This window comes from Armatimonadota bacterium (genome assembly GCA_031459715.1).
Taxonomy (GTDB): Bacteria; Sysuimicrobiota; Sysuimicrobiia; order Sysuimicrobiales; family Humicultoraceae; genus Humicultor; species Humicultor tengchongensis.
Map to the genome: position 1 here is coordinate 69,493 of JAVKIA010000001.1, position 23,313 is coordinate 92,805.

Annotated in this window: 22 protein-coding genes; 19 read left to right on the forward strand and 3 right to left on the reverse strand. The window is 70.2% G+C overall.

The annotated features are described in order from the left end of the window. Positions 1–9: 9 nt before the first annotated feature. The gene (locus QN152_00315) at positions 10–816 is read right to left on the reverse strand and encodes an SDR family NAD(P)-dependent oxidoreductase (protein ID MDR7537961.1); all 807 of its coding nucleotides are present in this window, start codon (positions 814–816) and stop codon (positions 10–12) included. 380 nt (positions 817–1,196) lie between these two features. Here QN152_00315 and QN152_00320 point away from each other — a divergent pair, with 380 nt between their 5' ends. From QN152_00320 to QN152_00350, 7 genes are all read left to right on the forward strand, one after another. After that, positions 1,197–1,988, forward strand: coding sequence for an anion permease (locus QN152_00320; protein MDR7537962.1), 792 nt, complete (start codon positions 1,197–1,199; stop codon positions 1,986–1,988). A 185-nt stretch (positions 1,989–2,173) separates the two neighbouring features. After that, entirely contained in the window at positions 2,174–2,623 is a 450-nt protein-coding gene (locus tag QN152_00325; GenBank protein MDR7537963.1) for a carbon monoxide dehydrogenase subunit G, read from the forward strand. Between the two features lie 7 nt (positions 2,624–2,630). Continuing rightward, the gene (locus QN152_00330; GenBank protein MDR7537964.1) at positions 2,631–3,152 is read left to right on the forward strand and encodes a (2Fe-2S)-binding protein; all 522 of its coding nucleotides are present in this window, start codon (positions 2,631–2,633) and stop codon (positions 3,150–3,152) included. Positions 3,153–3,324: 172 nt separating this feature from the next. Continuing rightward, the gene (locus QN152_00335) at positions 3,325–4,245 is read left to right on the forward strand and encodes a MoxR family ATPase (GenBank protein ID MDR7537965.1); all 921 of its coding nucleotides are present in this window, start codon (positions 3,325–3,327) and stop codon (positions 4,243–4,245) included. Then, the gene (locus QN152_00340; GenBank protein MDR7537966.1) at positions 4,245–5,387 is read left to right on the forward strand and encodes a VWA domain-containing protein; all 1,143 of its coding nucleotides are present in this window, start codon (positions 4,245–4,247) and stop codon (positions 5,385–5,387) included. Before QN152_00335 ends, QN152_00340 begins: the two co-directional genes overlap by 1 nt. A 4-nt stretch (positions 5,388–5,391) precedes the next feature. After that, positions 5,392–6,573 carry an XdhC family protein gene (locus tag QN152_00345; protein MDR7537967.1) on the forward strand — a complete coding sequence of 394 codons (1,182 nt, stop codon included), beginning with the start codon at positions 5,392–5,394 and terminating at the stop codon, positions 6,571–6,573. A 9-nt stretch (positions 6,574–6,582) separates the two neighbouring features. After that, positions 6,583–7,188, forward strand: a complete 606-nt coding sequence (locus QN152_00350; GenBank protein ID MDR7537968.1) for a nucleotidyltransferase family protein — start codon at positions 6,583–6,585, stop codon at positions 7,186–7,188. A 12-nt stretch (positions 7,189–7,200) separates the two neighbouring features. Here the strand turns inward: QN152_00350 and QN152_00355 are convergent, their stop codons facing one another. Both QN152_00355 and QN152_00360 read right to left on the reverse strand, forming a co-directional pair. Then, the gene (locus tag QN152_00355; protein ID MDR7537969.1) at positions 7,201–9,099 is read right to left on the reverse strand and encodes a phosphodiester glycosidase family protein; all 1,899 of its coding nucleotides are present in this window, start codon (positions 9,097–9,099) and stop codon (positions 7,201–7,203) included. 321 nt (positions 9,100–9,420) lie between these two features. Continuing rightward, positions 9,421–10,575: an acyl-CoA dehydrogenase family protein gene (locus QN152_00360; protein ID MDR7537970.1), complete on the reverse strand. Its 1,155-nt coding sequence runs from the start codon at positions 10,573–10,575 to the stop codon at positions 9,421–9,423. A 152-nt stretch (positions 10,576–10,727) separates the two neighbouring features. On the opposite strand from QN152_00360, the gene QN152_00365 reads away from it, so the two are divergent. The 12 genes from QN152_00365 to QN152_00420 all read left to right on the forward strand — a co-directional run bounded on the left by QN152_00365 (position 10,728) and on the right by QN152_00420 (position 23,304). Beyond that, a complete protein-coding gene (locus QN152_00365) occupies positions 10,728–11,852 on the forward strand; it encodes a LacI family DNA-binding transcriptional regulator (protein ID MDR7537971.1) in 1,125 nt (374 codons plus the stop codon). After that, positions 11,849–13,024, forward strand: a complete 1,176-nt coding sequence (gene iolM / locus QN152_00370) for a scyllo-inosose 3-dehydrogenase (GenBank protein ID MDR7537972.1) — start codon at positions 11,849–11,851, stop codon at positions 13,022–13,024. Before QN152_00365 ends, iolM begins: the two co-directional genes overlap by 4 nt. A 105-nt stretch (positions 13,025–13,129) precedes the next feature. Beyond that, positions 13,130–14,101, forward strand: coding sequence for a substrate-binding domain-containing protein (locus QN152_00375; GenBank protein ID MDR7537973.1), 972 nt, complete (start codon positions 13,130–13,132; stop codon positions 14,099–14,101). A gap of 59 nt (positions 14,102–14,160) precedes the next feature. Then, positions 14,161–15,192, forward strand: coding sequence for an ABC transporter permease (locus tag QN152_00380; protein MDR7537974.1), 1,032 nt, complete (start codon positions 14,161–14,163; stop codon positions 15,190–15,192). Further along, positions 15,180–15,980 (forward strand): ATP-binding cassette domain-containing protein, encoded by an 801-nt coding sequence (locus tag QN152_00385; protein ID MDR7537975.1) that lies wholly within the window; start codon positions 15,180–15,182, stop codon positions 15,978–15,980. The genes QN152_00380 and QN152_00385 overlap by 13 nt, the downstream gene beginning before the upstream one ends. Further along, positions 15,967–16,761 (forward strand): TIM barrel protein, encoded by a 795-nt coding sequence (locus QN152_00390; protein ID MDR7537976.1) that lies wholly within the window; start codon positions 15,967–15,969, stop codon positions 16,759–16,761. The genes QN152_00385 and QN152_00390 overlap by 14 nt, the downstream gene beginning before the upstream one ends. Before the next feature lie 14 nt (positions 16,762–16,775). Further along, positions 16,776–17,627 carry a sugar phosphate isomerase/epimerase family protein gene (locus tag QN152_00395; protein ID MDR7537977.1) on the forward strand — a complete coding sequence of 284 codons (852 nt, stop codon included), beginning with the start codon at positions 16,776–16,778 and terminating at the stop codon, positions 17,625–17,627. After that, positions 17,624–18,616, forward strand: a complete 993-nt coding sequence (locus QN152_00400; GenBank protein MDR7537978.1) for a Gfo/Idh/MocA family oxidoreductase — start codon at positions 17,624–17,626, stop codon at positions 18,614–18,616. The genes QN152_00395 and QN152_00400 overlap by 4 nt, the downstream gene beginning before the upstream one ends. Positions 18,617–18,623: 7 nt before the next feature. Beyond that, positions 18,624–19,496, forward strand: a complete 873-nt coding sequence (locus QN152_00405; protein ID MDR7537979.1) for an HAD family hydrolase — start codon at positions 18,624–18,626, stop codon at positions 19,494–19,496. Continuing rightward, positions 19,493–20,515: an ABC transporter substrate-binding protein gene (locus tag QN152_00410; protein MDR7537980.1), complete on the forward strand. Its 1,023-nt coding sequence runs from the start codon at positions 19,493–19,495 to the stop codon at positions 20,513–20,515. Before QN152_00405 ends, QN152_00410 begins: the two co-directional genes overlap by 4 nt. 84 nt (positions 20,516–20,599) lie before the next feature. Further along, positions 20,600–22,231, forward strand: a complete 1,632-nt coding sequence (locus QN152_00415) for an iron ABC transporter permease (GenBank protein ID MDR7537981.1) — start codon at positions 20,600–20,602, stop codon at positions 22,229–22,231. Next, positions 22,228–23,304, forward strand: coding sequence for an ABC transporter ATP-binding protein (locus QN152_00420; GenBank protein ID MDR7537982.1), 1,077 nt, complete (start codon positions 22,228–22,230; stop codon positions 23,302–23,304). Before QN152_00415 ends, QN152_00420 begins: the two co-directional genes overlap by 4 nt. Positions 23,305–23,313: the final 9 nt, after the last annotated feature.

Sequence of the window (23,313 nt, forward strand, 5' to 3'; positions counted from 1 at the left end):
AAGATGAGCCTAGCGACCGGGGTTGTCGGCGGCGGACCGGCCGGCGTTCCGCTCGAGTCGCCGCATGACGCGTGGCGCCAGGAGGTCGACTACCTGAGGGAACCAGCGAGCCACCCAGATGGGGAAGCGGTACCAGCCCGGGATGACCAGCTCCCTGCGCGGGCGGCGCAGCAACCGTACGGCGGCGTCGGCCACGACACTGGCCGAGAGCATCACCGGGGGGCGGAAGGACTGCAGCAACTCTGTCTCCACCCATCCGGGAAGGAGGGCGCTGACGGTCACCCCCGACCCGCTGTAGGCCCGCCGCAGGGCGTCGCTGAAGGCCAGGACGCCCGCCTTGGTCGCCCCGTAGACGCTTCCCGGCGCGATGACCCTGCCGGCCACCGAGGCGGTGGTGATGATGTGGCCTTCACCCTGGCGCAGCATGACCGGCAGCACGGCGCGGGCGCAGCGGATCACTCCCAGGAGGTTGACCTCGACCAGCTCCCTCAGGACCGCATCGGGCATCTTCAGCAGCGGTCCGCCGCCGACGCCGGCGTTGGCCACCAGGACGTCGATCCGGCCCCAGGTGTCCTGCGTCACCGCTACCAGGTGCTCGACGGCGGCAGGATCGCGCACGTCCGTGGGGACGACCAGAGCCATCCCGCCCGCTTCAGTCACTCGCTTCGCCACGTCCTGGAGCCGCTCCAGCCGGCGGGCGGCCAGGCTGACCCGCATCCGTTCCCGGCCGAAGCGCACGGCCACCGCCGCGCCGATACCGCTGCTGGCCCCGGTCACGATGGCGACGCGGCCTGCAAGGTCCTTCCACCCGCCCATCGTTCCCAGCATCGGCCAGGCGGGCGCAGGGCGCAAGAGTGTCAGCGCCACCGGCCGGCGCAAGGGTGTCGCTTGCGCCGCGACGGGCACGCAGGGATTTGCGCGTCCGCCGGCCAACGTGTTGGACCGTGAACTCGCCCGCCGCCCCCAGCTCCCACTGATGCCGGCGGTAGACGACGTCGGTGCCCTGGGCGAGGACACCGTTGCCGTCCGTCCCCGCCTGCTCTGGCTCCCGTGGGCGGCGTGCGCCGGCTTTTTTGCGGCGGCAGCTGCGGTGCCGCTACCCACCGGACTCTCCCGCGCGGGGGCCTACACCCTGGCTGCACTGGGTGCTGCCCTGCTGTTCTGGGCCAGCGGCGTGCAGGACCCTGATCTTGCCGGTGGTGCTGGGCATCATCCAGGCCGCCCGGCTCACCCCGCCGTCCCCCTTCGCCAGGGCCATGCTGGTCGGCACCTCCCAGGCGGCGATCATGGCAGGGATCGGGTTGGTGACTGCGGCCGGCGGCGCCGCCTACGTGGAGGAGGAGCTGCGCCGCCTGGGGCCGCTCTCTTCCAGCGAGCGGAAGATGCTCGCGGTCTACGGGCTGATCTTCACCCTGTGGATCTTTGGACCGCGCTGGGGCATCACCACCTCCCAGGCCGGGACGCTGGGGATGCTGCTGCTCCTCCTGCCGGGCCCGCGCGTGCTGACCTGGGAACGGGCCCTGGCAGCCATCCGCTGGAACGTGATCATCCTCTTCGCAGTCTCCCTGGCGCTGGCTAACGCCCTGGATCGCTCCGGTGCAGGGCGGTGGCTGACGGACGCCACCCTGGGTCTGCTGCACCGCCCCTCGCCGATACTCCTGGTGCTGGTCCTGGCGCCGCTGGTCATCCTCATCCGCGTCGGCTTCGTGAACAACCTGGGGATGATCGCCGCCGCCCTCCCGCTGGCCTTCATGCTGGCCCGTGGTTGGGGCCTGAATCCGGTGTGGGTGGGGATGGTGATAGTGCTCACCGCAGGGCCCGGGTTCCTGCTGCCCACGCAGACACCTACGGGGATGATCACCCTGGGCACCGAGTACTACGCTATCGGCGATTACCTGCGCTCGGGCGTGCTGGCGTCCCTGGTCCTGCTGCTTCTCACCTGGCTGGCGGCGCTGCTGTACTGGCCGCTGCTGGGCTATCGCCCGTAGTGGGCTATCGCCCGTAGCTGGAGGGGCGGTCTGGAGCGCGTCTGTTATAATGGGCGCGCGAGAGTAGGCGCGGGCAGGGGACCGGCCAGGTGTGCGGCGAGCATGACCGCCAGCAGGTTATAATGGGCGCGCGAGAGTAGGCGCGGGCAGGGGCGCAGCGGACGAAAGACACCGGGAGGCGAGCCATGAAGGTCGAAGGGGAGTACAGCGTGGCCGCCCCGCGGGAGCGGGTGTGGGCACTGCTTAACGATCCCGGGGTGCTGCGGCGGGCCACTCCGGGGGCCAAGGAGCTGGCACCGATCGGCCAGGATACCTACCGCGCTGTGCTGGAGCTGGTTGTGGGCCCGGTGCGTGGTACCTTCGAGGGCACCATCACCATTACCGATAAGGTCCCCCCCGAACGGGTGACCATGCTGGTGGAGGGGAGCGGTCGCGCGGGGACGGTCAAAGCCCGTGGTGACGTGGAGCTGGTGGCCCGGGATGGCGGCACGCTGGTCCGCTACACCGGAGACGCTCAGGTGACCGGTGTGCTGATGAGCGTGGGACACCGCCTCTTTGGCGGCGTGGCCCGGGAGATGGCCGGGAAGTTCTTCGGTGCCCTGGCCCGCGAGATCGAGCGGACCGCCGCGGGCTGACCCCGGCATGGCCCAGGTTATGCACTCTGCGCTCTCCCCTGTGCCCATCACGGTGACGGTCAACGGCACCACCTACCATCACGCGGTGGAGCCGCGGATGCTGCTGGTCTACTACCTGCGGGAGGGCCTGGGGCTTGTGGGCACCCACATCGGCTGTGACACCACTTCCTGCGGCGCCTGTACCGTGCTCCTGAACGGCCTGGCCGTGAAGTCCTGTACGGTGCTGGCGGCGCAGGCCGACGGCGCAGAGATTCTCACCGTGGAGGGACTGGCGCGCAACGGCCAGCTCCACCCCATCCAGGAGGCCTTCTGGCTGGAGCACGGGTTGCAGTGCGGGTTCTGCACTCCGGGGATGATGCTGACGGCCCTGCAGGTCCTGCAGCGGAACCCCGACCCGAGCGACCCGGAGATCCGCCGCGGCCTGGAGGGCAACCTCTGCCGCTGCACCGGCTACCAGCACATCGTCAAGGCCGTGCGCCGCGCCGCCCGGGAGATGCGGTTTCCTTCCTCGCCCGCCAGGGCGGACTGACTCGCCAGCCGGACTGGCCGTTCCCAGGAAACGGATACGCCCTGGCCGCCCCCGCCTGCGCTGCGCCCCCTTTGCTACAATAGGCTTGCGGGATGGACAGCCCATCCCTCGCGCTTTTTCTGCCGAAAGGAGCGCCGAGGCGGTGCACCCGGAGATCGCACGCATCCAAAGCATGCTTGGCGGCGAGAGGTACGTCGCCGACCGGGAGATCGCCACCGCTATCTACCTCTCCATGTCCCTGCGCAAGCCGCTGCTCATCGAGGGGGCGGCGGGGGTGGGCAAGACCGAGGTGGCCAAGGTAATGGCCCGGGCGCTGGGCACCGACCTGATCCGGCTGCAGTGCTACGAGGGGCTGGACGCCACCACGGCGCTGTACGAGTGGAACTACCAGAAACAGCTGCTGCACATCCGCCTGACCGAGGCCAGCGACCGCTCCGTGGAGCAGCGGGAGCAGGAGATCTTCAGCGAAGCCTTCCTCCTGCGGCGGCCCCTGCTGGAGGCGATCACCCGGGAGAGCCCGCCCGTGCTTCTGGTGGACGAGGTGGACCGGGCGGACAGCGAGTTTGAGGCGTTCCTGCTGGAGGTCCTGTCGGACTTCCAGGTGACCATCCCGGAGATCGGCACCATCCGAGCTCGGACCACGCCCTACGTGGTGCTCACCAGCAACCGTACCCGGGAGCTGGGAGACGCGTTGCGGCGGCGCTGCCTCTACCTGTGGATCGACTACCCCTCCTTCGAGAAGGAGCTGCAGATCGTTCTGAACAAGGTGCCGGGGATCAACGCCGACCTGGCCGCGCAGGTGGCTGCCTTCCTGCAGCTGGTGCGGCAGGCGAAGCTGGATAAGACCCCCGGGATCGCCGAGACCATCGACTGGGGAGCGGCGCTGATGGCCCTGCACCGCGACCACCTGGACCGCGAGACCATTGAGGAGACGCTGGGGGTGCTGTTCAAGAGCCAGGAGGACGCGCGCCTGGTGCGCACGCAGTGGCTCGACCTGTGGGTGCGCGGGCTGGAGCGCCTGCGAGCGGAGGGGCGGCCATGGAGCCAGGCGCTGGTGGAGCGTGTGGCCGCCGAGGGGGCCCTGCGGCGGTGATGGTGACACGCTCGGGCAGCCTGGCCGCCAACGTGGTGGCGTTCACTCGCCTGTTGCGCCAGCGCGGGCTGCCCGCAGGCCCACGGGAGGCCAGCGACGCCCTGCGGGCGCTGGCAGCGGTGGACCTGCTGGACCGTCGCGAGGTCTACCTCACCCTGCGCTCGGTGCTGGTAGAGCGGCGGGAGCACTTCCAGGAGTTCGACCAAGCGTTTCGCGCCTTCTGGTGTGCCCCGGAGGAGGAACGCCCGGAGGTGGTGCCGCCGCCCGACGGCACCGTCCCCGAGGGCCCCGCCGAGGCGGAGCGGGTCCTGCGGGAGTGGCTGCAGGCGGAGGACGAGGAGCAGGCGGAAGGGGAGGAGACCCGGGAGACGCCCGGATACAGCCCCGCGGAGGTGCTGACGCGAAAGGACTTTTCCGCCCTCTCCAGCGACGAGCTGGAAGAGATGACCGCCCTGGTGGTCCACCTGGCGCGGCGGGTGGCCACGCGGATGAGCCGGCGCATGCGGGCGATGCGTCGCGGCCACCTGCTGGACGTGCGGCGCACGGTGCGCCGCAGCCTGCGTCGCGGAGGGGAGATCATGGAGCTGTTGCGGCGGCGGCGGCGCATCCAGAAGACCCAGGTGGTGTTGCTCTGTGACGTCAGCGGCTCCATGGATCTTTACAGCCGCTTTCTGGTCCAGTTCATCTACGCCCTGCAGCACGCCGTCAGCAGGGTGGAGACCTTCGTCTTCAGTACCTCCCTGACCCGGGTCACCCCCGCCCTCTCTGATGCGGAGCTTAGCCGCGCCCTGGACCGGGTGGCCCGCACGGTGCCCAACTGGTCGGGCGGGACCAAGATCGGGTACTCCCTGCGCCAGTTCCTGGACCAGTACGGGCCGCGTCTGCTGGGGGAGCGCACGGTGGTCGTCATCATCAGCGACGGCTGGGATACTGGTGAGGTAGAGGTCCTGGAAGCGGCCATGCGCCAGCTCAATCGTCAGAGCGCCCGGGTGATCTGGCTGAACCCGCTGCTGGGGGGAGCGGGCTACGAGCCGCTGTGCCAGGGCATGCGCGCCGCGCTACCGCATGTGGACGTCTTCGCGCCGGCGCACAACCTGGAGAGCCTGCGCCGCCTGGAGCGGCACCTGGCCCTGCCACGGTGAGGCCATGACCCGGGAGCTACAGGACATCCTGCAGGCGGTGGAGGCGGGGCAGGCCCGGGGCGAGCCTATGGCCCTGGCCACCGTGGTGGCAGTCTCCGGCTCCACCTACCGCCGCGAAGGGGCGAGACTGTTGATCTACGCCGGCGGGCGGACGGTGGGCAACATCAGCGGGGGGTGTCTGGAAGGCGACATCGCGGTGGTGGCTGAGGAGGTGCTGCGCGACGGCCGGCCGCGGCTGGCCACCTACGACCTGACGGCGGACGACGACCTGGTCTGGGGGCTGGGGCTGGGGTGCAATGGTAAGTTGGAGGTCTTCGTGGAGCCCGTGAACCCCGAGCAGGCGGAGCCGCTGCTGGCCCCGCTGCAGGCGGTTCTGAACGAGGAGCGCCCCGTGGTCCTGGCCGTCGTTCTGCGAGGGACGGAGGAGCTCCCCGCGGGCACGCGGCGCGTCTTGGATCCGCGGACCGCCGGCGCAGGACCCCCTGCGGCCCTGGAGGGTGAGGGCGCGCCGCCGACGGATGCAGAAGGCCGGCTGGCTCGGGTCATGGAGGCTGCCCTGCATGAAGGCCGCAGCCGGCGGGTGAGCCTGGCCACCGCGTCGGGAGAGCTGGACGTCTTCCTGGAGGTGCTGCGGCCACCGGTCCGCCTGGTGGTGGTCGGCGCGGGGCACGATGCCATCCCCCTAGTGGCCCAGGGAGTGGCCCTGGGGTGGCGCGTGCTGGTGGTGGACAGGCGGGAGGCCTACCTGACCTCGCAGCGGTTCCCCGGCGCCACCTTCCTGCACGCGCCGTTTGCGCAGGCGGGAGCGGAGGTGCCCCTGGACGAGCGCACCGCGGTGGTGGTCATGACCCACAATTACCTGCACGACCGGGACTTCCTGCGCACGCTGCTCGCCCGGCCGGGACCGTTCCCCTTCTACCTGGGCGTGCTCGGTCCGCGGGCACGCACGGAGCGGATGTTGCGCGAACTGGCCGCGGAGGGCATCGTCCCTTCCCCGGAGCTTGCGGCGCGGCTCTACGCGCCCATCGGCCTGGACGTGGGCAGCGAAAGTCCGGAAGAGATCGCCCTGGCTGTCGTCGCCGAGATCATGGCTGTGGAGCGCGCGCGGCGCGCGGGATTCCTCCGTGACCGCCCGGGGCCGATCCACGCACCCCTGGGAGCCGACCTGCCGCATGCGGCCAGGTAGGGACGCGGGGTGAGTCCCTCTGGGGACGAGGGTCCCTTCGTCTCTGCCCTGGTTCTGGCGGCCGGGCCGAGCAGCCGCATGGGGCGTCCCAAGCTCGTCCTGCCGGTGGATGGCGTGCCCATGCTGCGCCGGGTCGTGGACGCGGCGCTGCACTCGCGGTGCCGGGAGACGGTGGTGGTGCTGGGGGCGCACCAGGAGGTCTACCGCCCGCTGCTGGCGGGGGCGGCGGTGCGTCTGGTGGAGAACCCGGAGTTCGCCCACGGCCTGGCCACCTCCATCCGCGCCGGCGTCGCGGCACTTGCGCCGGAGAGCCGGGCGGTGGTCATTCTGCTGGCCGACCAGCCGCGTATCACCAGCGCCGTCATCGACCGCCTGATCGACGCGTATGTCACTGAGGGGAAGCGCATCGTGGCCTCCGCCTACGGTGGCGTGGTCGGCGTGCCGGTGTTGTTCGATAGCGCCCTCTACCTGGAATTGCTCATCCTGGAAGGGGACGCCGGCGCGCGCTCCGTGATCGAGAGGTACCCGCAGCACGGCGTGGCCATCACGCTGGAGGATGGCTGGCAGGACGTGGATACCCCGGAGGACCTGGCCAGGCTGGCCGGCGGGAAGTGAGGACGCCGCCGCTCAGGGTGCGGCGGAGCGGAGGACCAGCAGCGCGTCGCTCACCGGGCGCTCTCCCGCTTCGTCGGAGGGGAGGTTGACCACCGTCCCACGCACCACCAGCGTGGTTGACCCGCCGCCGTCGAGGTTTAGGGCGTCGGTGGCCCCCAGGGCTCGCAGGAAGGCGGCCAGCTCGGGCAGGGTCACCCCCAGGCTGTGGTAGGGCTGCCGTCCATCGATGACGGCCAGGATCAGGCGGCCGTCGGCCAGACGGGCGACGGCGGTGCGGGGGTGGCGTCGCTGCACGAACGCGGTGGGGAAGCCCTCGCCGCCCACATAGCGACCGCCGGCCAGCAGCCGAGGCCCGCCGCCAACCACGTGCACCACCTCCTGCCAGCGTGGGTCCCCGGAGGAGGGCACCAGGCGCAGGCGCAGCGCGATGCGCTGGCCGGGCTGCAGCTGCTCGCGGATCCAGGCCGCGGCCCGCCCGTGACCGGAGAGCACGTAGCCGTCGGGTGGGATGGGGGCGTTGCCCTGACCGGCGGCGACGCGCTGCACCACGTCGCCCACCACCACGGCCTCCGCGCCCAGGCCGTTGGTGCGGGTGGAGGAGCCGTAGGTGCGGCGGTAGACGATCAGCTCGTCCCGCCCGCGCTCCCTGTTCACCCCGTGTACCGTCGCTGACGCGGTGGAGGTGGAGACGGTGGCATCGAAGTCGAGCACATCCAGAAGGATCTGTCCATCACGTAGGATACCCAGGCAGGTCCGCCCGCGCACCGGCTCGCTGATCAGCTCCCCGTCGATCATCAGGCAGCCCAGCGGATCGCCGCCCGGGGCGAAGAAGCCGCCGTTGACCGCCGCCAGCGCTCCTTCGCGGCGAGCGATCTCCGAGGTGCGCTCCCGCCCCGGCACCTGGCCTGCGGCCAGGGCGGGGCGCAGGCGCAGGGATCCACCGCGTTGGCCCTCCAGCACCAGCACGGCGCTCCACACCGGCCCGAGCAGCGCCTCGGGGTCACGCACCGCCTGCACCAGGAAAGTGGGGAGCCCTTCCGCCGCCAGCCGCTCCGCCAGCGCCTCCGCCTCGGGGCGGGTGGCGAAGTTGCCCACGCGCACCTTAAAGAACGCGTCCTGGCTCTCCACTACCGCCGGCAGGTTGCGCCGCCGCATCTCCTCGGCCAGACGCGCCGCTCGCTCCGGGTCCAGGAAGGCGCCCACCTGCACTCGCCACAGCGGCAGGGCCCGCAGCGCCCCGCGTTTCTCCATGACCAGGGTGACGCCCTCGCCCAGCGGGAAAGTGGCGCGCAGCGCTGCGGGCTGCTCCAGTGCCTGCAGGTAGGCCCAGGCCAGGCTCGCCGCCTCCCCCCGGGTGATCGGGTCGTGCGGACGCAGGTGCGAGGAGGGCGGCTCGCGCAACAATGGTGGTGAGCCCAGTACGGCGACTGCCACCATGCCCCGCGCCAGCGGCGGCAGCCCCTGCACGTCCTCGAAGGGCAGCGCCGCGCTGGCCAGGTAGGCACTCTCGAAGGTGTGCCCCAGCGCCCGTACCGTCCACTCCACGGCCTCCAGCCGCGCCAGCGGATCCGCCGGGCGGAACTGCGCCATCGTCGGCAGGATGCCGTAGGCGTCGGCGGTGCGGATGTGCGCGGCCAGCGGCGAGGTGGGATGGACGTCGGAGAAGGTCATTGGCTCCGCGGGCAGCAGGGGCAGGCCTTTTGCCGCCACCAGCCAGGCGGCGAAGCGCGCCCGGGACACCGGCTGCTGCGGGCGGAAGGTCCCGTCGGGATAGAGTTCGACGATCCCCCGGGCCAACAGGTCCCGGACGCGCCCTTCCGCCCAGTGTCCCGCCACGTCGGGTGGCCCGGCCCGGGCGAACACCAGTCCGGGGAACAGCAGGAGGAGCAGGATGACAACGTGCCGCCACATGCCCCTCATGCTAACGCCGCGCCCCTTCTTTCCCTGCTCATTCGTCCTCCAAAGAATTCTACGTCTGGTGGCGAACAGGAAGGAGGATTTTTACATCTGGTAGCGAACCCTTGTACGACGGCAGCAGTCCGTCGATCATCCCAGCAAAGGAGGGTGGGGCGGTGGCCAAGAAGAAGGCAGCTAAGAAGAAGAAGGGAAAGTAACCCCCTTCTTCGCCAAGAGGAGAAGGCGACCGTCCGGTCGCCTTTTCTGCTTTCGCCCTTCGGGCGGGCGCACCGGGCCGGCGCGTTGTCCCAAACGGCTCCGTCGCCACCAACGCCGCTAGAAGGCGTCCAGGCCGGTGATGTCCCGCCCCACGATCAGGGTGTGGATGTCGTAGGTTCCCTCGTAGGTGTCCACCGACTCCAGATTGCTGGCGTGCCGCATGGCGTGGTACTCGAGGGTGATCCCATACGCACCTAGGATGGAACGCGCCTCCCGGGCCACGCGCAGCGCAGCGCGCACATTGTTGCGCTTGGCCAGGGAGACGTGCACATAGCTGGCCTTCCCCGCGTCCTTCAACTGTCCCAGCCGGTAGGCCAGGAGCTGGGCCTTCACCACTTCCTGGAGCATATCCACCAGCCGCTCCTGGATGAGCTGGGTCTGGGCGATGGGCCGGCCGAAGGCGACGCGTGCCCGGGCGTAAGTCAGTGCTTCCTCCAGACAGGCCCTGGCCGCGCCTACCGCGCCCCAGGCGATGCCGTAACGCGCCTGGGTCAGACACTGCAGCGCCGCCCGCAGGCCCACCGCCCCAGGCAGGGCGGCCTCCTCCGGCAGGCGCACCTCCTGCAGCACCAGCTCCGCGGTATCGGAGGCGCGCATGGAGGCCTTGGTGGTGATCTCTCGCGCGGAGAAGCCTGGTCGGTTGGTCTCCACGATGAAGCCGCGCACCACGCCTTCCTCGTCCTTGGCCCAGATAATGGCCAGGTGCGCCAGCGAGCCGTTGGTAATCCACATCTTGGTCCCCTGCAGCTCCCAGCCGTCGGAGACGCGGCGAGCCCGGGTCTGCATGGCTGCCGGATCGGACCCGGCGGTGGGCTCGGTGAGGCCGAAGCAGCCGACGACCTCGCCACGGGCCAGGGCCGGCAGCCAGCGGCGCCGCTGCTCCTCTGAGCCGAAGGCGTAGATGGGGTACATGACCAGCGATCCCTGCACTGAGGCGAAGGAGCGCAGGCCGGAATCCCCCCGCTCCAGCTCCTGGAGGATCAGGCCGTAGGCGATGTTGCTCACGCCGGCGGCCCCGTACTCCGCAGGCAGGTTGGCGCCCAGCAGCCCCAGCCCGGCCAGCTGGGGGATGAGGTGCGCAGGGAACTCCCCACGCAGCCACCACCCGCCGATGTGCGGCAGCACCTCCCGGTCGACGAAGCGGCGCACCGTATCCCGGATGAGGCGCTCGTCCTCGGATAGCAGCTCGTCCAGCAGGAAGTAGTCGTCGATGCGGCTGGTCAGGGTGCGGGTGGCCACGACTCTGTATTCTAGCACCGGCACCGCCCCTTGTAGCACCGGCACCGTCTGCCGCCAACCGGGCGACAGGGTCTGCGGGCGGCAGGGAATCGCCCCGGAGGGTGCGAAGCTGGTAATCGTTTCCCATGCATGGGTCTAACGGGCGGGTGCAGACGGGTCCCACCATCCGGGATGTGGCCCTGCACGCCGGAGTGTCTGTGGCCACCGTTTCCCGGGTGATCAACGACAGCCCGCACAAGGTGCACCCGGTGACCCGGCGGCGGGTGTTGCGGGCGGTGGCCCATCTGGGGTACTACCCCAATGCCGTGGCCCAGGGACTGCGCCGCGGGACCACGCGCACCATCGCCCTCATCGTCCCCGACATCAGCAACCCCTTCTTCCCCGCGGTTGCCCGGGGGGTGGAAGATGTGGCGCGACGGCACGGGTACGCCCTGGTCCTGGGCAACACCGATGGAGATGCGGCGCGGGAGCGTGCCTACCTGGAGATCCTGCGCAAGCGCTGGGTGGACGGCGTCCTCTTCGCCAGCGCCAGCGGAGACGCCCGGCCCCTGCGGATGCTTCGGGCCGGAGGGGTGCCCGCGGTGCTCATCGCCCGTGAGGCCACCGACGGCGAGATCGACACAGTGCTGGTGGACAGTTTCGCCGGGATGCGCCTGGCCACGGCCCACCTGCTGCGCCTGGGCCACCGGCGCATCGCCTACATCGGGGGACCGCGCGGCCTTCCGGTGGCCCGGGAGCGCCTCCGCGGCTACCGGCAGGCCCTGCGTGACCAAGGCATCTGCCCCGACCCGCGTCTGGTGGTCGCCGGCGATTTCCGGGTGGAGGGAGGCCGCACCGCCGTGCGCCGGCTGCTGGCCCGACGAAGCACCTTCACCGCGCTGGCGGCGGCCAACGACCTGATGGCCATCGGGGCCATGGAGGCGCTGCGCGCTGCCGGCCGGCGCATTCCCGACGATGTGGCCGTGGTCGGCTTCGACGACATCCCCTTCGCCGCGTTCGTCGACCCCCCGCTGACCACGGTGGCCCAGCCCACCTACCGGCTGGGGGCGCTGGCCATGGAGCGGCTCCTGGCGCTGATGCGCGGAGAGGCCGGGGCCCCCCGGCGCATGGTCTTGAAGCCGCAGCTGGTGGTGCGCCGCTCCTGCGGCGGCCCACCGTCGCCACGACGGGTGGGCGGCACCGCGGCGCGTCTGCGCCCCGTGCCCATGCGACCTGCAAAGCACTCTGTGCCAAGGGAGGAGATGGGATGAAGGCGCTGGTCCTGGAAGCGGAGTGGCGGCCGCGGGATGGCTACGTCCCCACGGCCTGGGAGGTGGAGACTCGAAAGGCGATCACCGGCAGCAGCGTCTGGCACCGCCCGCGTCTGGCGCTGGCGGATCTGCCCCAGCCCGCGCCCGGTCCCCGCGAGGTGCTCATCCGGCCGCGGGCCTGCGGCGTCTGCGGGTCGGACGTGCACTTCGTCGAGACCGACGAGCAGGGCTACATGCTCTACCCCGGCCTGACCCGGTTCCCCGTGGTCATCGGTCACGAGTTCTCCGGGGAGGTGGTGGAGGTCGGCCGTGAGGTGCGCGACCTGGCCCCTGGTGACATGGTGACCTGTGAGGAGATGATCTGGTGCGGCGAGTGCATCCCCTGCCGCAACGGCTACCCCAACCAGTGCCTGCGGCTGGAGGAGATCGGCTTCACCATCCACGGAGCGCAGGCGGAATACATCGCCGTGGGGGCCAAGTACTGCTGGAAGATCAACGCCCTGGCCGAGGCCTACGGGGACGTGGAACGGGCCTACGAGGCCGGGGCCCTCACCGAGCCCACCGCGGTGGCCTACAACGGGATGTTCACCCGGGCCGGGGGCTTCAGGCCCGGCGGCTACGTGGTAGTCTTCGGCACCGGGCCCATCGGCTTCGCCGCCATCGCCCTGGCGCGGGCCGCCGGCGCCGGCCGGATCATCGCCTTCGAGGTCTCCCCCTTACGCCGGGAACTGGCGCAGCGTGTGGGGGCGGATGCGGTCTTCGACCCTGCAGCCCTGCGGCAGCAGGACACCCGGCCGCGCGAGGTGATCCGCGAGCTCACCCAGGGGGAGGGAGCGGACATGCAGGTGGAGGCCGCCGGAGCCATGAGCCAGACCGTCCCGGAGATGGAAGAGTCTCTGGCCGTGGGCGGGAAGATCGTCATCATCGGCCGGGCCGCCGAGCGCGCCCCCCTCTACCTGGAGCACTTCCAGACCCACGCAGCACAGATCTTCGGCGCGCAGGGGCACTCCGGGTACGGCAACTTCCCCAACGTCATCCGCCTGGTGGCGGCGCGACGCGTGGACCTGACGCCCATCATCACCAGCCGCTTCACCCTGGGGCAGGGGGTGGAGGCCCTGCAGAAGGCCACGCGGCGTGAGGACGGAAAGATCATGATCCGCGCCGCATCCTGATCCGCCGCCCGTCTGCAGGAGGGGCCGGCCGCGGGAGAGGAGGTGAGCAGAGACAGACCGTGCAGGTGGCAGGATCAAAGACTGGGTGATTGGGGGGAGAGACGTATGCGCAAAGCAGTGCTGGCAGCAGTCCTGACGGTCGTGCTGGTCGCCGCCCTCACCTACACCGTGCGGCTGCCGGCAGCGACCCCGCAGCTGTCCTTTTTCGTCATCGCCCACACCGGTCCGGGCGATCCCTTCTGGGCGGTGGTTAACAAGGGCGTGACCGACGCGGGGAAGGTGCTGGGGGTGCGTGCCGTCTTCCAAGGACCGCCACAGCGGGACATTCCCGCACAGGTGAACATGGCCCGGGCGGCCATCAATGCCCGGGCGGCCGGCATCGCCATCTCGGTGAGCGACCCGCCGGCCATCGGTCAGGTCATCCGGGAGGCCCGGGGGAAGGGCATCCCCGTGGTGGCCATCAACGTCAAGGAGCCGGCCGACTACAAGGGCGAGCCTATCCCCTACATGGCCTATATCGGCATGGATGAGTACGAGGCGGGCAAGAACGTGGCCCGCTACCTCCTGCCCAAGATCCCCCAGGGGGCCAAGGTGCTGATCGCCATGCACGAGCCCGGCCACGTGGGCCTGGAGGCCCGCGCCCGCGGGATTCGCGAGGTGCTGACGGCGGAGCGGGGCGCCAAGGTGGAAACCCTGGACACCACCCAGGACCCCACGAAGTCGCTGGCCACCATGCGCGCCTTCCTCAAGGCCAACCCCGACACCAAGGCCCTCTTCACCCTGGGACCGCTGGGGGCCATCCCCGCCATCAAGATGATCCGGGAGGACAAGCTGGCGGGGAAGATCGCCATGGCCTCCTTCGACCTCGACGCCACCACCATCCAGGCCATCAAGGAAGGGCTGGTGGAGGCCACGGTGGACCAGCAGCAGTACCTGCAGGGGTTCATCTCCGTGATCCAGCTCTTCCTGTACGCCAAGTACAAGCTGGAGCCCACCGACTACAACACCGGCCGGGGCCTGGTCACCAAGGCCACCGCGGCCGCTGTCGAGTCGCTGGTCAAACAGGGGTATCGCTGATCGTCCCCGGGGGCGGGGACGGTCTGCGTCCCCGCCCCGATGGTGAGACGGTGGGGGGCGTGAGCGGAAAGGCGATCTCCGGCGGAGCCGAGGCCAGAGCAGCGGAGGCGCGGCCGCCCCGGGCGGCCAGGGGATGGCGCCAGCTCCTGGCTGTGCGGGAGCTGGGGGTGCTGATCGCCCTGGGTGTCCTGGTGGCGCTGTTCACCTTCCTCCAGCCTGCCTTCCTCACCCTGGACACCTTCGGGGACATCCTGACCCAGGCCGCCGAGCTGGGAGTGGCCGCCGTGGGGGTCACCTTCCTCATGATCGCCGGCGAGTTCGACCTCTCGGTGGGTTCCAACTTCGCCTTCGCCGGAGTCCTCCTCGCTCTGCTGGTCGCGGAGCTTGCCGTCTCCCCACTGCTGGCCGTGCCCGCCGCCCTGGCCGTTGCCGCCTGCATCGGGCTGCTCAATGGGGTCATCACGCTGGCCACGCGCATCCCCTCCTTCATCACCACGCTGGGGACCATGATGATGTGGCGCGGGCTGGCCCTGGCCATCACCGGCGGCTGGCCCATCAGCATCCTCACCGCTTCCACCCTCCTGGACGTGCTGGGGGGCAGAGCGGTCTACGGCACCCTGCGGGTCTCGGCCATCTGGCTGCTGCTGGTTACAGGGATCTTCTGGATACTGCTGGGCAAGACGCCCTACGGGAACTGGGTCTTCGCCACCGGCGGAAAGCGTGAGGCGGCCCGGGCCCTGGGCGTGCCGGTGGCCCGGGTCAAGCTCGTCAACTTTACCCTGGCCGGGGTCCTGGCCGGCGCGGCGGGCTTCATGCAATTCGGGCGGATGAGCTCCATGTCTCCCGTTTGGGGGGACGCTCTGGCCCTGGAGGCCATCGCCGCCGCGGTGATCGGCGGGACCTCCCTGATGGGGGGGTCGGGGACGATCCTGGGGACGATCCTGGGGGCCATCACCATGGCGGCCATCCGCGTGGGGCTGGTCATGGTGGGCGCGCCCGCCTACTGGTACACCGCCTTCCTCGGCGTGGTCATCGTGCTGGCCGTGATCCTCAACGTGAAGCTGGAGGCCACCTTCGCATGGCGGCGGTAGCCCGGCCGGTGCAGGCGGTGGCGCGGCCTGCATGGCTGCTGGAAGCGCGCGGCATCAGCAAAGCCTTCGGCAAGGTGCAGGCGCTGCTGGGCGTTGACTTCGCTGTGGGCTACCAGGAGGTGGTGGGCCTAGTGGGCGACAACGGTGCGGGCAAGTCCACGCTGATCAAGATCATCACCGGGGTCTACCCGCCCGACGCCGGGGAGCTGTTCTTCGAGGGGCGGCCGGTGCGACTGCACTCGCCCAAGGAGGCGCGGGGCCTGGGCATCGAGACCGTCTACCAGGACCTGGCGCTGGTGGAGCAGATGAGCATCGCCCGCAACTTCTTCCTGGGCAACGAGCCCGCTCGCCGCCTCGGTCCCCTCCGTCTGCTGGACAGCCGGGCGATGCACGAGGTCACCGAGCAGGTCTTGCGGGAGATCGGGATCACCACACTGCGCTCGGCGTCCCAGGACGTGGGCGTCCTCTCCGGTGGCGAGCGCCAGGCCATCGCCATCGGCAGGACCATGCACTTCGGGGCGAAGCTGATCATCCTGGACGAGCCCACCTCGGCGCTTTCCATCAAGGAGACGCGCAAGGTCCTGGATTACATCCAGGAGGCCAAGCGGCGCGGCCTCTCGGTAATCTTCATCACTCACAACCTCTACCACGTCTACCCCGTCTCTGACCGCATCGTGGTCCTGGACCACGGGCGCAAGGTGGGGGACTTCGCCCGGGAGGCGGTCTCCATCGACGACCTGGTGGAGCTGATCACGCTGCAGCGGGAGGCGGCCCGTGGCCGCCCCTGAGCTCTGCCCCTGCCTGGATGCCCTCTTTCCCGGGGAGTCACTGGAGGGGGCCCTGCAGCGGCTGGCTGCGCTGGGCTTCCGCCAGTTCGAGTTCTGGGACTGGCGTGCCCGCGACCTGGACGCTCTGGCGGCCGCGGCCGCCCGCAGCGGGGTCTCACCTGCCGCCTTCAGCGGCAACACCTTCGAGGAGCCGCTGCTGGACCGAGAGGCCCACGGACGGGCCCTGGCTCACCTGCGGCAGTCGCTGCAGGCGGCGCAGCGACTGGGCGTGCGTCTGCTGGTGGTGCACGTGGGCTACACCCTTCCCGCCACCAGCCACCGGGAGCAGTGGGAGGCGGCGGTGCGGGGGCTGCTGGCGGCGGGGGACCTGGCGGCAGCGGCAGGGGTGATGCTGGCGCTGGAGCCGCTCAACTCCCGCATCGACCATCCGGGGTACTTCCTGGACAGCCTGCCCCAGGCACTGCGGATGCTGGCCGAGGTCGACCACCCGGCGGTGCGCCTGCTGCTGGACATCTACCACATGTGGGTGATGCACGGCGACCTGCGGCAACACCTGCCGCAGGCGTTACCGCTCGTGGCGCACGTGCACGTGGCTGACGTCCCGGGACGCGGGGAGCCGGGGAGCGGAACGATCCCCTGGGGGGAGGTGATGGACGCTCTGCGCCGGGGCGGCTACGAGGGCGCCGTCGGTCTGGAATGCTGGCCCACCGGTTCGGTGGAAGCGGCGCTGCGGCGCAGCGTCCAGGCGCTGACGTTTGGCGCAGTACGGGAGAAGTTGTAGGAGGCAAGAGGACCGTGATATCCCCGGAGCGATACGGGCTGAACGGTGCTACCACGGGAAAGGCGGACCTGCTCACCGACCTGCGCGTGGCCCAGGGGGCTGGCTTCGCCACGCTGGAGCTGCGTGACCTCAAGATAGAAGACTACCTGCGGCAGGGAGGGACGCTGCCCCAGCTGCGAGAGGCCTTTGCCCGGGCGGGGGTAGCGCCGCTCAGCCTGAACGCCCTGGAGCGGGCCACGCTGGCATCCGGAGAGGAATGGGCTGAGGTGCAGCAGCGCTGCCGCACCCTCTGCCAGTGGGCGCAGGCGCTGGGCTGTCCCTATGTGGTGGCGGTGCCCAGCCCCTGGACGGATGCTTCCGACGCCCGGCGCATTCGGGAGCAGACGGTGGAGACGCTGGGGGCGCTGGCTGGGATTGCCCGCCCCTTTGGCGTGCGCCTGGGCTTCGAGTTCCTCGGTTTTGGGAGCTGCTCGGTGACCACACTGGAAGCCGCCCGGGAAATCGTGGCGCAAGTCGCCGATCCCACCGTCGGCCTGGTCATCGACGCCTTTCACTTCTACGTCGGGGGCTCCGCCTGGAGCAGCCTGGACGGCCTCGACCCCCGCTCCCTGTTCATCGTCCACCTGGACGACGCGGAAGACCGGCCGCGGGAGACCCTGGAGGACGCACACCGCCTTCTGCCGGGAGAGGGGGTCATCCCCCTGGAGCGGCTGGTGCGCCGGCTGGAGGCACTGGGTTACGAGGGGGTCTACTCGGTGGAGCTGTTCCGTCCGGAGTACTGGGCGTGGGAGCCACTGCGTCTGGCCAGGGAGGCGCGGGCCAGCCTGGAGGCCCTGTTCACCAGGGCGGAGGAGGGTGAGGGATGAGCGTGCGGGTGGGGATCCTGGGGGCGGGGTTCATCGGTCGGGTGCACGCCCTGAACCTGCGCCGCGATCCGCGGGTGGAACTGGTGGGCGTCGCCGACGTGGTGCCTGGGGCGGCGCAGCGGCTGGCCGCCGAAGTGGAGAGCACGCCCATGGGCTCGCTGGCCGAGCTGCTGGACCGCGGCATCGACGCCGTCTACGTCTGCACGCCCAACGTGCAGCACGTGGAGCCGGTGCTGCAGGCGCTGGGCGCCGGGGTACACGTCTTCTCGGAGAAGCCCATGGCCACCTCATTGCGCGGCGCCTGGGAGATCCGCCAGGCCGCCGGAGCGTCCCGCGGCGTCTACCAGCTGGGCTTCAACCGCCGCTTCGCCCGCGTCTACCGCTTCCTCAAAGGGCTGATCGCCCAGGGGCGGCTGGTGCCGCTGCTGGCCCAGATGAAGCACAACCGCGGCGAGCTGCAGCAGCCCCCTTGGACCGGCGATCCCACCGTCACCGGCGGCTACCTCTACGAGACGCCGGTGCACCTGTTCGACATGGGCCGCTTCCTCTTCGGCGAGGTGCTCGAGGTCAGCGGGGTGGCCCGGCAGAGCGTGTACAATGAACTTGATGGGTTCGTGATGCTGTTTCGTTTTGCCTCCGGGGTGGCGGCCAGCGTCACCTCCGTCGCCCACACCTCCTGGTTCTTCCCGTACGAGCGCGTCGAGGTGTATGGGCCGCACCAGACGGCCGTGACGGAGGAGCTGGAGCGCGCCTGGTTCAGCCCGGAGGTACGAGGGCAGGTGGAGGCCATCGACTGCTTCCAGATGCCCTTCGAGGACAAGTGGGGCTACGGGGAGGAGGACCGCCGCTTCATCGACGCGGTGCTGGGCGAGGCGCCGCCGCCGGTGACCGCCGAGGACGGCTACCGGGCCACGGAGCTGGTGGAGGCCGTCTACCAGGCCGCTCGCACGGGAGCAGCAGTGCCTCTGCCGCTGCCGCAGCCTCAGTGAGCAAGCCGTGAGCGCACGTGCCGGACGCTACCGCCTCGTCGTAGCCGACATCGACGGGACCCTGGTGACGTCGCAGCGCACCATCACCGCCCGCGTGCGGCGCGCCGTGCGCCAGGCCCAGCGGCGCGGCGTGCGGGTCTGCCTGGCTACCGGGCGTACCTGGCGTTCCGCCCGCCGCTACTTCCAGACGCTGGGCGCCGACCCACCAGCCATCCTCTATAACGGCGGCCTGATTTACGACTTCGCCCGCGAGCGGGTCATTTACCGCCGCCCCATGTCTCTGCGCCAGGCACAGCGGGTGATCCGCGCCCTGGACGCCTTCCCCGACCTGGCCGCGCACTACTACGTGGACGAAGGGATTTACGTGCGCTGGCACACCCCCCTGGTCCTGGCCACGGCACGGCAGGACCACATCTTGCCGCAGGCGGTAGGGGACTTCCGGCGTCTGCGCGGTCAGCCCATGAAGTTCCGCATCCTCGGGCCGCGGCCCCGCCTGGTGGCGCTGGCGCGGAGGGTGCGCCGCGCGGGGGCTCCGGGAACACTGGTCTTCTCCGGGCCCACCTCCCTGGAGGTCCTCCCCCCGGGGGTCTCCAAGGGCGCCGCTGTGCGCCGCGTGGCCAGCCTGCTGGGCGTACCGCTACGCCAGGTGATTGCGGTGGGGGATGAGCTCAACGACCTGAGCATGCTCCAGGTGGCCGGCTGCGGCGTGGCCATGGGCAGCGCGCCCCGGGAGCTGCGCCGGGTCGCCGACTACGTGGCGCCCAGCAGCGACCAGGACGGGCTGGCGGAGGTGATCCATCGATTTGTGCTCACGGAAGAGACAGACGATCTGCCCGGAGCAGTCCGACCGGGTCATAGACAGAAAAGGAGGGGAGCATGATGCGCAGGATGTGGATCGGCTGGCTGGTGCTGGCGCTCCTGGTGGGAGTGGTCCCCCCGGTGATTGCCCAGCAGCAGAAAATCGTAGTCTACTCGGCGCTGCCGGACCTGGAGACCTCCCTGATCCATCGGGAGTTCACCCGGCGCACGGGCATCCCGGTGGAAGCGCTCAGCGTGGCCGCGGCCGGGACGCTGCAGGCACGCATCCGCGCGGAGAAGGACCGGCCGCGGGCGGACATCTTCGTCGGCGGATCCCGCGACTTCCACATCCCCCTGGCGAAAGAGGGACTGCTGGTGAAGTACCGCTCGCCCGTGGCCGCGGAGGCCAAGATCAGCCCCGCCTACCTGGATCCTGACGGTTACTGGCACGGCTGGTACCTGGGGGCCCTTTCCATCATCATCAACAGCGAGCGGTGGGACCGGGAGCTGGCGCCTCGCGGTGTGCGCAAGCCGGCAACATGGGACGACCTGATCCGGCCGGAGTTCAAAGGGCACTTCGTCATGCCCAGCCCGGTGACCACCGGCGGCGGCTACATCTTCGTGGCCGTCCAGATCTTCCGGTTGGGGGAGGATCGCGCCTGGGCGTACCTAAAGGCTCTGAACGCCAACGCCTCTCAGTACACGCCCACCGCTCCCGGGACCATCACGCTCCTGGAGCGGGGGGAGGCCATCGTGGCCATGATGTGGGCCCATGAGGCCATCGGCGCCCGAATCCTGCGGGCCGCCCCCCTGGAGGTGATCGTCCCGCCGGACACCGGCTTCGAGATCGGCGCGGTGTCCATCATCAAGGGCGGGCCCAACCCGGCGGGTGCCAGAGCTTACGTGGACTTCCTGATGACGCGGACCCCCCAGGACATCAACGCACGCTACGGGTTCCGTTACCCGGTGCGCGCCGACGTGGGCGTCCCGGCCGGAGCTACGCCCTTCGAGCAGTTGAAGTTCGTGAAGTACGACCTGGAATGGGCGATTCAGAACCAGACGCGCATCCGCGAGCGCTGGACCAGGGAGATCGGGCGCTGAACCGTCTGCCTGCGCTTGACATGATGCCCGGGGGCCCGGTCCGCCACCGCTGCGGCCGGGCCCCGGGAAGGTGGTGACTCTGCGGTGGCCGTCCTGCGCTGGGGGGAGGTACGCCGTCAGGCGGCGGATCCCGGTCTGGCCCTGACCTTCTTTGGGGCGGTGGGGATCCTCGTCCTCTTCGTCCTCTACCCGGCCTTCCGCGTGCTCCTCTACCCTTCGCTGCGAGACTACCTGGCCATCCCTCAGAGCCTGCGCTGGATGCAGGCCGCGCGCAACAGCCTGGTGATGATGCTCATCTCCACCTGCTCTGCCACCTTCGTCGGCCTGCTCTTCGCCTTTGCCACCACCCGTCCGGACATCCCCGGGCGGCGCTTCTTCCGCAACATCGCCATGCTGCCGCTGTTCGCCCCCCCATTCATGGTGGCCTTCGCCTACATCCTCATGTTCGGCCGGCTGGGGCTGATCACGCACACCCTGCTGGGCATGACCGCCAACATCTTCGGCTGGCACGGCCTGTGGATGGTGCAGACGGTGGCCTTCTTCCCGCTGGCCATGCTCATCATCAGCGGGGTCCTGGAAGCAGCAAACCCCAGCCTGGAGCACGCCGCGCGCAACCTGGGAGCCGACGAGTGGTCCGTGCTGCGTACCATCACCCTGGCCCTGGCCCGGCCGGGGATCGCCGGAGCCGCCCTGGTGGTGGCCATCTCCGTCCTGGCCGACTTTGGCAATGCCGTGGTCATCGCCGGGGGGTTTCCCCTGCTGGCCACGGAGGCGTGGTTCCGCATGGAGGGCATGGGGGACCTGAAGGGGGCCGCCCTGGTGGTGGCCATGCTGCTAATCCCCACCGTGGCCCTCTTCCTCCTGGAGCGGTACTGGGTGAGCCGGCGGGTCTACACCACGGTCACCGGCCGCGGATCGCGCATCGAGCGGCCACCGACGCCGCCTCTGCTCAAGGGGGCAGTGGTCACCCTCTGCTCCCTGGTCAGCGTGCTCATCCTGCTGGTCTACTTCGGGGTGGTGGCGGGGGCGTTCACCTCGGTCTGGGGACGCGACTGGTCCCTCACCCTGAGTCACTGGCACCTGGCCCGGGACCGCATCTGGTCCCTGTGGTCGAGCGTGAAGATCGGGGCCATCGCCGGGGCGATGACGGGAGTGGTGGGCGTGGTCGTGGCCTTTCTCACCTCGCGCAGCCTCCCCCTGCGCAACTTCCTGGACTTCCTGGCGGTCCTTCCTGGCGCGCTGCCCGGGGTCTTCGTGGGTGTAGGGTTCGTCCTGGCCTTCAACGCCACCCCGCTGGGGGGGACCCTGTGGATCCTGGCCACCGCCCTGGCCTTCTGGCATCTCCCCATGGGGTACCAGGCCGCGGCGGCACGGCTCAAGCAGATCGAGCGGTCCATCGAGGAGGCCGCAGTGAACCTGGGAGCCAGCGGGTTGCGCGTGCTGTGGGATGTCTACCTCCCTCTGCTCTTCCGCGCCCTGGTGGAGGCCTTCGCCGTCTCCTTCATCCGCGCCGTCACCAACGTCAGCATCGTGGTCTTCCTCATCTCCCCGGGGCAGGTGGTGGCCACCTTCGTCATCCTGAACATGATCCAGAACAACATCTGGGGTGCAGCCGGCGCTCTGACCACCATGCTGCTGCTGCTGACCTTCGCCTCCATCGGTCTGACCTGGCTGGTGCTGGGACGGGTGGTGCGCACCTCGGCGGTGGCGGGATGAGTGCGGGAAGCGGGGCAGCCGTGGCCGAGAGGCTGGCGCACATCAGGCTGCGCCACGTGAGCAAGCGGTTTGGCGAGACCCTGGCGGTGGATGACGTCTCCCTGGACGTGGCCGAGGGGAGCTTCACCACCTTGCTCGGTCCGTCCGGTTGCGGCAAGACCACCACGCTGCGCATGGTGGCGGGGTTCCACCGCCCTGATGCCGGCGACATCTTCCTGCGGGACGTGCGGGTGACCGACATCCCGCCGCACCGGCGCAACACGGCCATGGTCTTCCAGGAGTACGCCCTCTTCCCGCACATGACCGTGGCGGAGAACGTGGCCTACGGGCTGCGCATGCGGCGCGTGCCCGGCCCCGAGGCGCGGCGGCGGGTGGCCCAGGTGCTGGAGCTGGTGGGCCTTGGCGGACAGGAGCGAAAATTCCCGCACCAGCTCTCCGGAGGGCAGCAGCAGCGGGTGGCGCTGGCCCGGGCGCTGATCGTGGAGCCGGAGGTGCTGCTGCTGGACGAGCCCCTCTCCAACCTGGACGCCAAGCTGCGCGTCCGCGTGCGCACCGAGATCCGCCAGCTGCAGCAGCGGCTGGGGAAGACCACCCTTTACGTGACCCATGACCAGGAGGAGGCGCTGGCCATCTCCGACCAGATCGCGGTGATGCACAACGGGCGCATCCTCCAGGTGGGCAGCCCCACCGAGATCTACTTCCACCCGGCCAACCGCTTCGTGGCCGACTTTGTGGGCCTGGCCAACTTCGTCGAGGGGGAGGTGGTGGACGCGCACCACGTCCGCGTGGACAGCCTGGTGGTCACCGTGGCCCGGCCCATCTCCCGGGAGGGAAGGGTGACGCTGGTAGTAAGGCCGGAGATGGTCCGCCTGCTTCCTGTGGCGGCGGTGCAGCAGCCGGCGCTGCGCGGCCGCATTGCCGCCACCGCCTTCCTGGGCAGCCTCACCCGCTACTGGGTGAGCTCCGATGGGAACGAGTGGGTGGTGGACGTGCCGGCACCGGGGCACGAGACGCTGCGCGGGGAGGTGGCGCTGCTGCTGCCCAGCGAGCGCATTCACGTCCTGACGGAATGAGGGGAGGAG

Bases quoted from the DNA above. Each gene is read 5' to 3' on its own strand.
- QN152_00315 (MDR7537961.1), bottom strand. From the start codon at position 816: ATGGGCGGGTGGAAGGACCTTGCAGGCCGCGTCGCCATCGTGACCGGG.
- QN152_00325 (MDR7537963.1), top strand. From the start codon at position 2,174: ATGAAGGTCGAAGGGGAGTACAGCGTGGCCGCCCCGCGGGAGCGGGTG.
- QN152_00330 (MDR7537964.1), top strand. From the start codon at position 2,631: ATGGCCCAGGTTATGCACTCTGCGCTCTCCCCTGTGCCCATCACGGTG.
- QN152_00335 (MDR7537965.1), top strand. From the start codon at position 3,325: ATGCTTGGCGGCGAGAGGTACGTCGCCGACCGGGAGATCGCCACCGCT.
- QN152_00340 (MDR7537966.1), top strand. From the start codon at position 4,245: ATGGTGACACGCTCGGGCAGCCTGGCCGCCAACGTGGTGGCGTTCACT.
- QN152_00345 (MDR7537967.1), top strand. From the start codon at position 5,392: ATGACCCGGGAGCTACAGGACATCCTGCAGGCGGTGGAGGCGGGGCAG.
- QN152_00355 (MDR7537969.1), bottom strand. From the start codon at position 9,099: ATGTGGCGGCACGTTGTCATCCTGCTCCTCCTGCTGTTCCCCGGACTG.
- QN152_00365 (MDR7537971.1), top strand. From the start codon at position 10,728: ATGCATGGGTCTAACGGGCGGGTGCAGACGGGTCCCACCATCCGGGAT.
- iolM (MDR7537972.1), top strand. From the start codon at position 11,849: ATGAAGGCGCTGGTCCTGGAAGCGGAGTGGCGGCCGCGGGATGGCTAC.
- QN152_00375 (MDR7537973.1), top strand. From the start codon at position 13,130: ATGCGCAAAGCAGTGCTGGCAGCAGTCCTGACGGTCGTGCTGGTCGCC.
- QN152_00385 (MDR7537975.1), top strand. From the start codon at position 15,180: ATGGCGGCGGTAGCCCGGCCGGTGCAGGCGGTGGCGCGGCCTGCATGG.
- QN152_00400 (MDR7537978.1), top strand. From the start codon at position 17,624: ATGAGCGTGCGGGTGGGGATCCTGGGGGCGGGGTTCATCGGTCGGGTG.
- QN152_00410 (MDR7537980.1), top strand. From the start codon at position 19,493: ATGATGCGCAGGATGTGGATCGGCTGGCTGGTGCTGGCGCTCCTGGTG.
- QN152_00420 (MDR7537982.1), top strand. From the start codon at position 22,228: ATGAGTGCGGGAAGCGGGGCAGCCGTGGCCGAGAGGCTGGCGCACATC.